Source organism: Bacillus sp. FSL R5-0712, from assembly GCF_038593285.1.
Classification (GTDB): domain Bacteria; phylum Bacillota; class Bacilli; order Bacillales; family Bacillaceae; genus Bacillus; species Bacillus safensis.
This window is the reverse complement of the sequence record NZ_CP151981.1, coordinates 3,776,504-3,790,396: the sequence shown is the minus strand read 5'-3', so window position 1 is coordinate 3,790,396 and position 13,893 is coordinate 3,776,504. Positions and strand designations below refer to the sequence as shown.

The following is a 13,893-nucleotide window of genomic DNA, read 5'->3' as shown; positions in this document are numbered from 1 at the left end:
CCTTTACAAGTAATCGATATTTGGGATAGATGGCTGCTTTTCTGGGAAAAGAAGAGTCCGCCAATGAGCGAGCGTTGGATTTGCTGCAAGCTCAACGAAATTGACTGTCGCTCCTTGCTGCCTCCACTTTTCCGCTAGGCTCATCATTCTAATAGAATCAAGCCCAAGGTAGACGAGATTCTCATCAAGTGGTATTTCATTAGGCTCAATTTGGAGATACTCAGCTACTTGGTGAACGATGGTCTCAAAGGATAAATCATCACTGTTTGTTTCTTGTCCTGTTAAACGACTGATGATTTGGTTTGTCGTTGTGGTGACTGCACATCGTTCAGCTGCATAGGTCATGGCCATTTTGTGATGTTTCAGTGAAAAGTCAGCGACGGCATCGGCGACAAAAAAGGTTTCAATATCGAGCATGAATGCTTCTGCGGCTGTCAGCATACAGCCAATATGTGCATATACGCCAGTAATGATCAGTTGATCACGCCCGCCTTCTTGAAGGATATCCAAAAAATTAGATTTCTTGAATGCGCTATAACGCCATTTTGTCAGCATTGTATCTGCTTCAGATGGAGCAAGCTGATCAATGATTTTTGTCAATGCTTCATCATCACCAAGTCCAGGTCCCCAAAAATCTGTTAATAAGGCACGATCCTTCGGGTCTTGGTCACCAGGCTGAGCTGTGTAGACGACTGGAATGCCAAGTTCATTGCATGTATTACGTAATTGTTCAATATGCTGAACTAACTCTGTGATCGGTGATGTATCTTGTTGAAATGCATTTAAAAAATATTGCTGCATGTCATGTATCAGCAGAACAGCACGTTTCGGATCAGGTATCCAGTTCACTTTATTTTTGGGTAAATCTTGTGTGCTTGGCATTGTATATGCAGGAATAGTAGGGATTGCCATGATTTTCACTCCTCATTTTTTATACGTTGGCAGTATGGGTTGCAGCTAATTCTCTTAATGCTTTTTTACTGACTTTGCCTACACCTGTTTGTGGGAACGCATCGATCCATTCAATGCGGTCAGGAATTTTATAGGCTGCGAGCCCGCGTTCTCTTAGAAATGATTTTAAGACGTGCGGTGCTGGTTTGTTGTTTCCTTTCGCAATAACAAAGGCACATGAGCGTTCGCCAAGAAATGGATCTGGCATAGACACCATGGCGGCATCATGAATGTCAGGATGCGCAAGTAAATGGTTTTCAACTTCTTCTGCGGCAACCTTTTCGCCGCCACGATTGATTTGATCCTTGTCTCTGCCTTCTACAACAACATTTCCTTCTTTGGTTAATCGCACGATGTCACCTGTTCTGTAAAAACCATCGGGTGTAAATGCTTTTTTGTTTTGTTCATCGGCTTTATAGTAGCCGCGAATCGTATAAGGCCCTCTTGTTAAAAGATGTCCAGCCACTTCATGCGGGACGGGCTTGTCCTCATCATCTACCACTAGTACCTCATCATATTCAGACATCGGGCGTCCTTGTGTATGAATTACGATATGTTCAGGATCATCTAATCTGGTATAGTTGACCAGACCTTCTGCCATGCCAAAAACTTGCTGTAACTTACATCCAAGGGCAGGCTTTACTCGTTTTGCTGCCTCAGCACTGAATTTAGCACCACCGACTTGTAAGACTTCAAGACTCGATAAGTCATCTGATCGATGAGGAGCGGCCTCTAGCCAAATCAATGCGATAGGTGGAACGACAGCGGTAATGGTCGCCCGTTCTTTTTCAATGAGTGGAAAGACGACATCAGGGCTTGATCCAGGTGCAAGAACGACTCTTCCGCCTGCGTATAACGTTCCAAGGACGCCAGGCGAGCTTAATGGATAGTTGTGCGCAACTGGAAGTGCAGCTAAATACACACTTTCTTGTGTGAGCTCGCACACCTCATTGCTTTTCCAAAGACTATAAATATAGTCATCATGCGTGCGAGGAATGAGCTTTGAAAGGCCTGTGCTGCCTCCAGATAACTGAAGAAATGCAATATCGCTTGCCTCTACATGAATTTGGGGATCAAGTGCTGGGTCCTTGCGCAGATCATCCAAGCCAAGGAATTCCTCAGTTTCCCCTGCAACAATGACATGAGGTAATGAGGGAAGCTTTTCTTTCACTTGACGTGCGAGTGATCGATAATCAAAGCCGCCATCAATATCTGGTATGACATATGCATCTGCTTCGGCAAACTCAATAAAATAAGTGATTTCGCTGCTTCTATGAGATGGCAGAGAGAAGACGGGTAAAGCACCGATTCGAAATAAAGCGAAAATGACTTCAAAAAAAGCAGGAATGTTAGGAAGCTGCACGACAACTCGACTTCCTTTCTGAATTCCAAGCTGATGAAAACCGGCAGCAAGACTGCTGACGCGCTGATCAAGTTCTTGGTAGCTCATGTGCGTATCAGCGTATGTAATGGCTGTTTTATTTCCTAACGATGCGGCGCGTTCACGAAGCATACCGCCAAAGGTTTCCCCACGCCAACAGCCGTTTTCACGGTAGCGTTTTGCAAATTCTTCTGGCCATGTAGGTGGTTGAACAAACATGTTTTTGTCATCTCCTATTTATTTTTATCACTGATGGATGCCCATCGCGTGAAGCATCGTGTTGAATTTTGCAGATGTTTCAGCTAGCTCTTCTTCTGCCTTTGATCCTTTGACCACTCCTGCACCAGCAAAGAGACGTAGAGAGTGACCCTCAGCTTCTGCACAACGAATAGTGACAATCCAATCACCATCACCATTTGTATCTGCCCAACCGATCATTCCTGTGAAAAATCCTCGATCGAAGGGTTCAATCGCTTGAATGGCTTCACGTGCATCTGCTGTAGGTGTGCCGCATACTGCGGGTGTTGGATGAAGGCTAAGTGCTATATCAATTGAGGACACATTGGGATCTGCTAATTCACCTTTTACGACAGTAGATAAGTGCCACATCGTTTCTGTTTGAATGACGGATGGTGATGCAGGCACATCTAGTGTATGACAGTATGGAGTAAGCGCTTTAGTGACAGCTTCAACAACCACTGCGTGCTCGTGTAAATCCTTCGCTGAGGTAAGGAGTTCATCGCGGCGGCGCTGGTCTTCTACTGGATCTGAACTGCGCGGCCGAGAACCAGCGAGTGGATTGGAAATCACAGATGAACCAGTTTTTGAAAGAAGCAGTTCAGGGCTTGCCCCAAGAAGTGTGCGCTTTTGGGAAGATGCCGGGTCAGCTATATTTGCAGCAAACGTATAGCCAGTCGTATTATGACGAGCCAGTCGTTCGAGTATTGTTTTCGTATGAATATCTCGAGTTGCTTTGAGATGGAGAGATCGAGAGAGTACGATTTTGCTAAGCTCCCCGTTCTCAATTTTAGCTAATCCTTCGTTCACACCATTCATGTAGACCTCTGGAGAGGGGACAGGTGTCACCTCATAGGATGGCGATGCCGCTTCTGACTCCTCATCACCTTGTTGAAATTCGAGTGGATCACTAAACTGTACTTGGACTGGTACATTTAAACGAACGGGCTGCGCCGGATCAAACGGGACAGCACCAGCAACAATCGGTGCTTGAATACCAGCTTGTTTGGCAGCGTCAAATACATGCGCTACCTTTGTGGATAGTTCATTTAGTTGATTGGTTTCAATATGCTGGAATATCCCTTCGGCAAGTATCGTGCGTTTAGGGGAAGCAAGGAAAAAAGCGCCTGGCTGATAGTCTTGAAGCAACTGTACTTTTTCTTCTGACGACAATAATGAATGTTTCATGAAAAGGCCTCCTTTTGAATGAAATGCTAGATTCCGAGTGTTGCGCCGCCATCAATCGTGAGATTCTGCATCGTAATATGACTGGATTGCTCAGATGCAAAGAAAATGACTGCATCAGCGATGTTTTGAGGATCAGCGATTTTTTGTAAAGGAATACCGGTTTTATACGTCTCTAATGAGCCTTTAATCACCTGATCTTCTCCTTGTTCATCAGCCCATAAAGCCCATTGCATAGGTGTTGCGGTAGAGCCGGGAGAGACGACGTTGCATCTGATCCCGTAGGCTGCCAGCTCTAATCCAAGTGTTTTTGTAAAGGAAGTAGCTGCTGCTTTTGAAGCGGCATAGGCAGCCATATTCATTCTAGGAATGGCACCTGCGTTAGAGCTGACAGTCACAATGACCCCTTCTGATCTTTTCATCATGTATTTGGAGACAACTTGAGATACGTAAAAGACACCGTGTGTGTTGACTGAGAAAGTTTGTTGCCAGTCATCTGCACTAAGCTGGTCAATAGAACTGATTCGAAGAATGCCTGCTACATTGACCAGTAAATAAATGGGTCCAAGCTGCTTTTCAATTTGATCGACAATGTGCTGAACAGAAGCTTGATCGGTGATGTCCCCTGGATAGGCAAAGGCACGTATGCCATCATCATTCATTTGCCTGACGGTGCTTTGCAGCTGCTTTTCATTTGCGTCAACTGCTGCAATAATCGCACCTTCCTCGGCTAGTCTTTTAGCGACTGCTTGTCCAATACCTTGTCCTGCGCCTGTAATAAGGGCAATTTTTTGAGATAGACCACTATGTTTCATGTGTTCACTGCCTTTCCTTCATGTCTGTGGTTGTGAAAGGATCATCATGATAGAGTGCAAAACGAAAAGCGTAATTCATTAGCACTGGTAAAACGGACGTATGTCCTTCTTCAGGGAACTCGTGATAGGCCGTATGCAAGCCATATGAAGATAAAGGCAGCATCCGATTTGCTAGTGCATGTGCATGATCATTCATTTGACATGGATGATGTTTTTCTAATTCACCTACACCTACAAGCAGCCTGGCATCCATAGACATCTGACGTATATGATTGGTGAATTGGTGTTCTTTTTCTAGAAATAAATCTTTGTTCCAGTGGATAGAAGGACTGCCCGCAATATATGTCTGATAAGCATCAGGGTGCTCAAATAGTGTGTGTAATACAAAAAGACCGCCAAGAGAGTGCCCAAACAGTGTTTGACGACTCTGGTTGATCGGAAAGCGCTGCTCGATATAAGGCTTTACAATCTTTTCTAAAAAAGAAAAGAACGCAGAGGCCCCGCCATATGTATGGTTGGAGAAGTCCTTTCTTTTGCCGCCAATGGAAGCGTCAGGGCCGGTTAGAGTGAGATCATAATGCCTGAGCGGATGATAGGGCGCTTCTGTCTGATAGCCAATTCCAACAATGATGGCAGGTACGACACCTGTTTTTTCAGGCCTTCTTGACTGTAAACGAAGTGCTTCGACCATTGTGCCAAAAAGTGAATTTCCATCAAGCACGTACATGACTGGAAAACCAGCCGCTGGAGGAGTTGTATTCGGTTTAAATATAAAAAGTCTGTAAGGGTGTGCTGTGATATCCAGCTGCTCCGTCCCAGGTATAAAAAAAGGACGGCTTTCTCTGAAAAGAGAATCCTCAGTACCCATTCCTTCAGGGCGTTTGGACATGTGTAAAATATCCCCTTCCTCAAATTGACTCTCATATGCTGATAAAAGCAGGCTTGCGGATATAGGATGAGTGTAGAGATTGAAGAATGGTCCCTTCAAATGAAAATGATTCTCAATTATCACGCAAGCAAATCAAATGATAATGGTTATCAATTATGAAGTCAAATGTTCATTAAGTGGTGTAATTGATAATTTGATCTAAATTTTCGGAAAATAAAGGACTAAATAACTACCAAATGAATGGAAATAGGGAATGCCGGACTGAGTCATTTAAAAAGAGGAGAAATGCCAAAAGACCTTGACCGTCACGGGATATTTACCATTTTCTTCTGTTTGATTCAGGAATATATATAGGTTTTTCTTCTTGAAATCATTTTGAGGAAAAATAAGTCTATAGACCTTCTTGTATTTTTAGGAAAAAAGAGGAGAATTTTTCGGAAAGCCGGTGAGCATATCTCACAACTTATTCAATCTCATGCGTAAATTCATATACAATTTTCTAAGGAAGACAAGATCGAAGGGAATGTAGGCAGAATGAAAACTCCATTAGGAAAGCTAAGGCTAAAACTGCTTGAACATCAGCTCAAACTGAAAAATACGTTTACAGTGGAAGAATATCATGAAATGAAGCAATCATTACATGATATACGGATGACATTTGCGGCCTATGAACAATGGGATTTATACCAGCGAGCCACCGATATGATCACCATCCTCCTCTTTCAACACGCCCTCAAGCAAAACCACCATTAACACTTTCACTTTTTATGAGCAGCGTATTTCTTATGAAAGCACGGTGCTGTTTTAAAGTTGGCCAAATATCAAGGCGGAAATGAAAAAAGTAAGGGATGCCCCCTTACTTTTTGATCAATCGGTTTACATGTCTAAACACCATTCAATTAGAATCCATCTGTGACATCATATTCGTAACGAATATCGGCTTTGACATTGCTCATAGTAGATCTCGCAGTAGCCTTTGCGTTGTACTTAAAGCTCCATTTTTGCGCGACTTTTAATTGATCATCCAGTGAAATACGATAGGACCCACTTGTTGCAGATGAAACAAGTGATGTGTACCAAATATTACTTTCACTAGCCATCAGTTTGTGTGTGACATTTCCTTGGTTAGGCGATTGGGTACTAGTCGTTGAAATCGATTTAACGACAGCACGTTTAGGAACTGTGGAATTATTAGTTAAATCCATTGTAATGACTGAAGAATCAACTCCTAAAAAATTTAAAGAAGAATTCCCCAAGTTAGTAGCAGTCCCCGTAAAATTGAATGTCCCATTTCCAGATTTGATACGATCTTGGATGGAGACAGTAAAATACATATTTCCCGTATATGTACCACGGGTCACTTTCACAAAATAAGTTTCTGAAGTTGAAGTAACTTCACCAGTGTTGGCAAAAATAAATGGCGTTATTGAATCAGGATTAATAACTTCGGACCCTGTCCTAGAGTTTTTCGAATTATACACTTCGATTTTCATCCCTGTATATTGCTTATTATACGAACTTCTTACATAAACCCTTTCACCTTTATTGATCGTGAACTGATAATACGCTTCATTTTCACCTTCAGGTAAGATTGTTGTATCTGAACGACTATTTTTCCAATATCCCATTGAGCTGGCTGTGTTAGGACTGTTATTCCCCGTGATAGCCGCTTCCGCTGAATGAGGTGCAAAAAAACTAGTAACAAGCACGAATACCAATGCAGGTAATAAAAAACGTTTGAAGATAGTATTTGTCATATTTTAACCCTCCTTGTAATAATTACTATATCGGATCAAAACTAACAAATTTTAACTGAAATGCCGATATATTTAATAATCACTAATTTTTTAAAAAAGGAGAATCAAAATGAATATTAATACGTCATACACGGCAGCTTCAAACAATCAGAACGGAATAGGCTCTAAAGACCAATCAACTATTAAAAGTACAAATGAGGTGATGACCGAATCTGATAGACGGATGAAAATATTAGATGAAAAATACGAAAAAATAAATGAACAAAATAAACGTTTCAATGATCCTCAAGACCATATATATAATAAGTATAGAAACCCTTACTCTTCTTATTTCAGAAGTGATCTAACAAAACCGGAAAGAGAAGCTGCTTACATTATGGAAATGAGTTGGGCAAGGAATAATAAAGGTGGACAATATGATTTTAATGATGCCATCTTCCGTAATGAAAAACGGTACGATCCTACGCAAGAAAGTGTAGAAAAGAAAATACTCAATCGTCAAAAAGTGAACGAACAATTACAAGATTTATTCTCTAAAAACGGTATAACCATTCCTAAAAACACAAATTTAACTTTTACCATTGATCCAAATAATTTCAAATTAGTGGTGAGTGGATCAACAGACGAATCGCTGATGAAACAAATAGAAGACTTATTAAATACAACCAACAATACAAGAGAATTATTTTTCCATATTATGAAAAGCAGAAATGATGATTCTACTCAATTCACACCGGATTCTCTGGCAAAGTTCCATCTTGTCAATCAAATCAAAACGGTCACAGGCTACAATTTAAAGGATTTAAGCATTGTAAATGGTCAATTTGTAACGGATAACGGAACGAATATTTTTGATCTATACAAAGAAGAACTTCTTAAAAATCCATACACAGCAGAAAATGCGCGCATTGCTGCTTCACATTACGGTGCGCAGCTATTCGATCTAGCCAAAAACGGGTTTGACTCCATTCCAGATTTGTTGTTATCTATTGGTTATCAAAACGGTTCTTTACAAGACATTGGGCAAAAAGTGAATTATGGGGTTAAGAAATCGATAGATTAACAAACCTTGAACGATGACAGATACAAAATCATTAGCGATAACGAAGGACTCTATAACAATTGTTGTTACAGAGTCTTTTCTATTGAAATGCGCTGGTTTGCACAAAATATCAACATGGTAATTTTGACTATAGTCGATGTTTTTCACTTTTTTATTGATGAAAATGTTAAAATGATGAGTAGCGTATTTTTTTATGAAAGGACGGTGCTTGGCATGACGGAACTTCTCGATGACCGGCTGCCGCCGCAAAATATAGAAGCCGAGCAGGCCGTATTAGGTGCTGTTTTTTTAGAACCATCTGCGCTAACGCTCGCTTCTGAGGTATTAATTCCAGAGGATTTCTATAGAATGTCGCATCAAAAGATTTACAATGCGATGCTTGTACTTGGCGATAGAGGAGAACCGGTCGATCTTGTCACGGTGACATCTGAGCTTGCCAATACAGATTTACTAGAAGAGGTAGGCGGGATTTCGTATTTAACCGATATTGCGAACTCTGTCCCAACTGCCGCAAACATTGAATACTATGCAAAAATTGTAGAAGAGAAATCCATTTTAAGACGTCTGATCCGTACGGCGACAACCATTGCACAAGATGGGTATACGCGTGAGGATGAAGTAGAGGACCTGCTGAGCGATGCCGAAAAGACCATTATGGAAGTGGCGCAGCGTAAAAACTCAGGAGCCTTTCAAAACATTAAGGACGTTCTTGTTCAAACATACGATAATATTGAACAGCTTCATAACCGTAAAGGCGATATCACAGGGATTCCAACAGGTTTCTCTGAGCTTGACCGGATGACAGCTGGATTCCAGCGAAATGATTTAATCATTGTAGCGGCTCGTCCATCAGTAGGGAAAACCGCCTTCGCATTGAACATTGCCCAAAATGTCGCGACCAAAACGGACGAAAGTGTTGCTATCTTTAGTTTAGAGATGGGTGCGGAGCAGCTCGTTATGCGTATGCTTTGTGCAGAGGGGAATATCAATGCACAAAACCTAAGAACCGGTAATCTGACAGAAGAAGACTGGGGCAAGCTGACAATGGCGATGGGCTCGCTGTCAAACAGCGGAATTTTCATTGACGATACACCTGGAATCAGAGTAAGTGAAATTCGTTCGAAATGCCGCCGATTGAAGCAAGAAAATGGTCTTGGCATGATCCTGATTGACTACTTGCAGCTCATTCAAGGAAGCGGGCGATCAAGCGATAACCGTCAGCAGGAGGTTTCTGAAATCTCTAGGGCATTAAAATCGCTGGCAAGGGAGCTTGAAGTTCCGGTTATTGCCTTGTCTCAGCTTTCCCGTGGGGTAGAGCAGCGTCAGGACAAACGTCCGATGATGTCTGATATTCGTGAATCAGGAAGTATCGAGCAGGATGCCGATATCGTGGCATTCCTTTATCGTGATGATTACTACGACAAAGAATCAGAGAATAAGAACATTATTGAAATCATTATTGCCAAACAGCGTAACGGTCCAGTTGGTACAGTATCACTGGCGTTCGTCAAAGAATATAACAAATTCGTCAACCTGGAAAGAAGATTTGATGATGCGGGTGTTCCGCCCGGTGCTTAAAGCCCAGCTCAAGAAGCTGGGCTTTTTTGATTAATCTACATCGAAAGAATGATTGAAAAAACAATCAAAATGAGGAGGAGAGAGAAAAAGAGAGCGCGTATACTAAAAGGAGAAAAGGAGTGAAGACTGATGAAATTTCAACAGTTTGAAGCCGCTCAATTACGTATCGCACGCCCAACCGTCAACATGAAAGAGGTTGTTTCTTTTTATGAAGAAGGCTTAGGGCTCAAACGAATAGGCTCATTTGATCAGCATGAAGGGTACGATGGTGTGATGCTAGGGCTGCCTCACCAGCATGTTCATTTAGAAATCACCAAACATGAAGAAGAAGACAGCCTGCCCGTCCCGCATCCAGAACAGCTGCTTGTTTTTTATATTCCAGATGCAGAGGAATTTCAGCAAATGAAAAAGAGATTGCTCTCATTTGGCGGACGGCAAGTCACCTCAACAAATCCATATTGGGAACGAGGAGGAGCAACCATTGAAGATCCAGATGGGTACCGAGTTGTCCTCATGAACACAGATGGAATCACCCCCGTTTAAAAAAAGACTCCCACGTCCGGGAGTCTTTTCTGTTATGAACGAGATGTCACACGCAGTTTCAGCTCTTTCAATCCATACATACTACTGCTTGTCATTGGAACGTAAGAGAGAAGCTCCAGCGCCTCATATCGTTCCATTAAGACCTTCATAGCAGTGCATGCTTCAAGACGAGCAAGCGGTGCGCCTAGACAGAAATGGATGCCGTGCCCGAAACCAATATGAGGGTTAGGATGGCGGTGTATATCAAATTCATGTGCGTTTGAAAAATGACGCTCATCCCGGTTGGCAGACGCAAGAAACACGATGACATTGTCCCCCTTTTTCAACATTTTTCCTCCGAGCACTGTGTCTTCTGTGACATAGCGGACGATCGTAGGAGCTGGTGCACGAAAACGGACTGCTTCCTCTACCGCTCGAGGAATAAGTTCAGGAGATTGAGCGAGTGCTTTATACGTACCTGGCTGTTCTAACAAGCTAAAGACCATATTGGAGATCAAATTAGTGGTTGTTTCATTGCCAGCTAAAAGAAGAAGATTACAGAATGGAATTAATTCATCCGCTGACAGCTTGTCTCCATTCTCCTCCGCTTGGATGAGGAGGGAAATCAAATCATCACCGAGGTTGTGACGTTTTCTTTCAATAGTGTCTGCAAAAAACGCCATCATGTCAGCTTCTCCTTGGTCCCGAATTTTCTGCCATTCAGCGACATCCTCCGTATCTTCACTTTTAGGCATACTGACGAGAATATCTGACCATTCTTTAAAGGATTGTTTATGCTCTGACGGCACACCTAAAAGCTCTGCGATCACGATGACTGGGAGTGGATACGAAATGTTTTGAACAAGGTCAATCTCTTGTTTTCCTTCTAATTCTGCCATGAGTTCTTCCATCAATTCTTGAATACGCGGCTCCCACGATTTCATGACTCGAGGTGTAAAGGCTTTGCTGACAATGGAGCGGATGCGAGTGTGATTGGGCGGGTCCATCATCACCATTGTTTTCATCAAGGAATGCTTCCGCCGGTCTTTAGGCGGCTGACTCGAAAAGGTATCTTTATCGATTGTCACACGCTTTGCTTCCTCGTAGGTGAATACACTCCACGTTTGGCTAGCTTCATCAAAATGAACAGGTGATGTCTGACGCATGTTGGCATACCAATCGAACGGGTGATACGGATCCTGCTTATGTTTCCCTCTTAATAACGCTTTTTGCACGGCATTTGGTGTTGTTGTTTCCACGATTATCACTCCTTATGGGTTGTCAGATGATTCCTTTTTTTCATTGTGTTAGATTAAAGTTAATTCATCAGCCTGGAGGATTCAACCAACAGAAAAACGAAATCTGTTGAAGAAAAGAGGAAGGGGAGAGCGGCTTGTGGCGGACTGCTACAGAGGGGATAAGCGCGCAACGGAATCAAAACAGCATTTAAGAAAAGCGTTATTTCAGTTATTAAGAGAAAAAGAGTGGGGCAAAATTTCTGTACAGGATTTGACGAAGAGGGCAGGCATCCACCGGACGACTTTTTATCAGCATTATGAGGATAAATTTGATCTTGCCCAGCAGGTGATGGCTGAGATGTTTGATGTGATGAAAGATGCTATTTTTGCTCCTGTATCGGAAGAAGATTGGCAAGAAGAGCATGCAGCATATGTGTATATTTTTCGATTTTATCAGCATTTGCAGGAACATGAAGAGGAGTATCAAATTCTCTTGAAAAGAGGCCGAGAGCTCAATATTCGTCAAACGGTTTGTGCTTTTTTTGAAGATAGCTTTTCTTTAGGGGCAGAGGAGGTCGCAGATAAAAAGGCTGCTCGGCATCTTGTTCCTCTCGACATGCAGAAGCAATTCGTCATGTCCGCTTATGCTGGCACGGCTGAATGGTGGCTGAGGACAGGAAGACCGTACTCACCTGATTTTATGGCAAGTTCAATGATTCAGCTGATTCAAAATCAATCAAAATAGGGACAAATCAAAATCGTTGTTTTTACTCAAAATCTCCCTTTTTAAGCACTGAAGAGACGATTAAAGCGCTTTTTCTCATATTTAAAACGAACAAAATTCAATTTCGAGATATTAATGTTCGGATTTCGCGTTGACTTTTTCGGTGTGCATTGATAAAATAAATGTGTTTGAAAGAGATAACGTTTTGAAAGGTTAACGGAGGTGCACGATATGTCTTCAGTAGTCGTAGTAGGTACGCAGTGGGGTGACGAAGGGAAAGGGAAAATTACCGATTTCCTTTCAGAAAATGCAGAGGTGATTGCCCGTTATCAAGGGGGAAACAATGCAGGTCACACGATCAAATTTGATGGAGTGACATACAAGCTACACCTCATTCCATCCGGTATTTTTTATAAAGAGAAAACTTGTGTCATCGGTAATGGAATGGTGGTTGATCCTAAAGCGTTGGTCACTGAGCTTGCGTATCTTCACGAACGGAATGTGAGTACAGATAACCTCAGAATCAGCAATAGAGCCCATGTTATTCTGCCTTACCATTTAAAATTGGACGAGGTAGAAGAGGAGCGGAAAGGGGCTAACAAGATCGGTACGACGAAAAAAGGAATCGGACCAGCTTATATGGATAAAGCTGCCCGCGTCGGTATCCGCGTCGCAGATCTATTAGATCGTGAAGTATTTGAAGAGAAGCTTGCACGCAATCTAGAAGAGAAAAATCGTCTTTTAGAGAAAATGTACGACACAGAAGGCTTCAAGATTGAAGATATTTTAGATGAGTATTATGAATATGGCCAGCAAGTGAAAAAATATGTCGTAGACACATCTGTTGTTTTGAATGATGCACTAGATGAAGGCCGCCGCGTGCTATTTGAAGGAGCACAAGGGGTCATGCTTGATATCGATCAAGGGACATACCCATTTGTGACGTCATCTAACCCAGTAGCTGGAGGCGTGACGATTGGTTCTGGTGTAGGACCAACAAAAATCCAACATGTAGTCGGCGTGTCAAAAGCGTACACAACACGTGTTGGAGATGGCCCATTCCCAACAGAACTCCATGATGAAATTGGCGATCAAATTCGTGAGGTTGGCCGTGAATACGGTACGACAACTGGACGCCCGCGCCGTGTCGGCTGGTTTGACAGCGTTGTTGTCCGTCATGCACGCCGTGTGAGCGGAATTACAGATTTATCTCTTAACTCAATTGATGTACTGACAGGGATTGAAAAATTGAAAATCTGTGTCGCTTATAAATTGAATGGAGAAATCACAGAGGAATTCCCAGCAAGCCTAAATGAATTAGCGAAATGTGAGCCTGTCTACGAAGAAATGCCAGGATGGACAGAGGATATTACAGGCGTAAAGAACTTAAGTGAACTGCCTGCAAATGCCCGTCATTATTTAGAGCGCATTTCACAATTAACAGGTATTCCACTTTCCATTTTCTCAGTCGGACCAGATCGTTCACAAACGAACGTTGTCCGCAGCGTGTACCGTCCATAAGAATAGATTGATGACGCACCAGTAAAATGTCA

Annotated in this window: 13 protein-coding genes; 6 read left to right on the top strand and 7 right to left on the bottom strand. The window is 42.4% G+C overall.

Going from position 1 to position 13,893, the window contains the following annotated elements:
* Window positions 1-3: 3 nt before the first annotated feature.
* The 5 genes from NSU11_RS19520 to NSU11_RS19500 are packed head-to-tail and all read right to left on the bottom strand — an operon-like array spanning window position 4 to window position 5,458.
* A complete protein-coding gene (locus NSU11_RS19520; RefSeq protein ID WP_311164979.1) occupies window positions 4-912 on the bottom strand; it encodes an isochorismatase family protein in 909 nt (302 codons plus the stop codon).
* 19 nt (window positions 913-931) lie between these two features.
* Window positions 932-2,551, bottom strand: coding sequence for a (2,3-dihydroxybenzoyl)adenylate synthase (locus NSU11_RS19515; protein WP_034622270.1), 1,620 nt, complete (start codon window positions 2,549-2,551; stop codon window positions 932-934).
* 27 nt (window positions 2,552-2,578) lie between these two features.
* Complete coding sequence (dhbC, locus tag NSU11_RS19510; protein WP_311164978.1) at window positions 2,579-3,757, bottom strand: isochorismate synthase DhbC; 1,179 nt, start codon at window positions 3,755-3,757, stop codon at window positions 2,579-2,581.
* Between the two features lie 26 nt (window positions 3,758-3,783).
* Complete coding sequence (locus NSU11_RS19505) at window positions 3,784-4,569, bottom strand: 2,3-dihydro-2,3-dihydroxybenzoate dehydrogenase (RefSeq protein WP_144468176.1); 786 nt, start codon at window positions 4,567-4,569, stop codon at window positions 3,784-3,786.
* A 4-nt stretch (window positions 4,570-4,573) separates the two neighbouring features.
* Complete coding sequence (locus NSU11_RS19500) at window positions 4,574-5,458, bottom strand: alpha/beta hydrolase-fold protein (RefSeq protein ID WP_342493739.1); 885 nt, start codon at window positions 5,456-5,458, stop codon at window positions 4,574-4,576.
* Window positions 5,459-5,992: 534 nt separating this feature from the next.
* Here NSU11_RS19500 and NSU11_RS19495 point away from each other — a divergent pair.
* Entirely contained in the window at window positions 5,993-6,211 is a 219-nt protein-coding gene (locus NSU11_RS19495) for a hypothetical protein (protein WP_208946130.1), read from the top strand.
* A gap of 146 nt (window positions 6,212-6,357) precedes the next feature.
* Here NSU11_RS19495 and NSU11_RS19490 read toward each other — a convergent pair whose 3' ends face one another.
* A complete protein-coding gene (locus NSU11_RS19490; RefSeq protein ID WP_342493738.1) occupies window positions 6,358-7,215 on the bottom strand; it encodes a hypothetical protein in 858 nt (285 codons plus the stop codon).
* A 109-nt stretch (window positions 7,216-7,324) separates the two neighbouring features.
* Here NSU11_RS19490 and NSU11_RS19485 point away from each other — a divergent pair, with 109 nt between their 5' ends.
* The 3 genes from NSU11_RS19485 to NSU11_RS19475 all read left to right on the top strand — a co-directional run bounded on the left by NSU11_RS19485 (window position 7,325) and on the right by NSU11_RS19475 (window position 10,399).
* On the top strand, window positions 7,325-8,278 hold the full coding sequence (locus NSU11_RS19485) for a DUF4885 family protein (RefSeq protein WP_342493737.1): 954 nt from the start codon (window positions 7,325-7,327) through the stop codon (window positions 8,276-8,278).
* A 213-nt stretch (window positions 8,279-8,491) separates the two neighbouring features.
* The gene (dnaB, locus tag NSU11_RS19480; RefSeq protein WP_003214779.1) at window positions 8,492-9,856 is read left to right on the top strand and encodes a replicative DNA helicase; all 1,365 of its coding nucleotides are present in this window, start codon (window positions 8,492-8,494) and stop codon (window positions 9,854-9,856) included.
* 129 nt (window positions 9,857-9,985) lie between these two features.
* Window positions 9,986-10,399: a VOC family protein gene (locus NSU11_RS19475; protein WP_024424033.1), complete on the top strand. Its 414-nt coding sequence runs from the start codon at window positions 9,986-9,988 to the stop codon at window positions 10,397-10,399.
* 32 nt (window positions 10,400-10,431) lie between these two features.
* Here the strand turns inward: NSU11_RS19475 and NSU11_RS19470 are convergent, their stop codons facing one another.
* A complete protein-coding gene (locus NSU11_RS19470; RefSeq protein WP_133744924.1) occupies window positions 10,432-11,637 on the bottom strand; it encodes a cytochrome P450 in 1,206 nt (401 codons plus the stop codon).
* Window positions 11,638-11,773: 136 nt separating this feature from the next.
* Here NSU11_RS19470 and NSU11_RS19465 point away from each other — a divergent pair, with 136 nt between their 5' ends.
* Window positions 11,774-12,361 carry a TetR/AcrR family transcriptional regulator gene (locus NSU11_RS19465; protein ID WP_342493736.1) on the top strand — a complete coding sequence of 196 codons (588 nt, stop codon included), beginning with the start codon at window positions 11,774-11,776 and terminating at the stop codon, window positions 12,359-12,361.
* A gap of 210 nt (window positions 12,362-12,571) precedes the next feature.
* A complete protein-coding gene (locus NSU11_RS19460; RefSeq protein ID WP_024424032.1) occupies window positions 12,572-13,861 on the top strand; it encodes an adenylosuccinate synthase in 1,290 nt (429 codons plus the stop codon).
* Window positions 13,862-13,893: the final 32 nt, after the last annotated feature.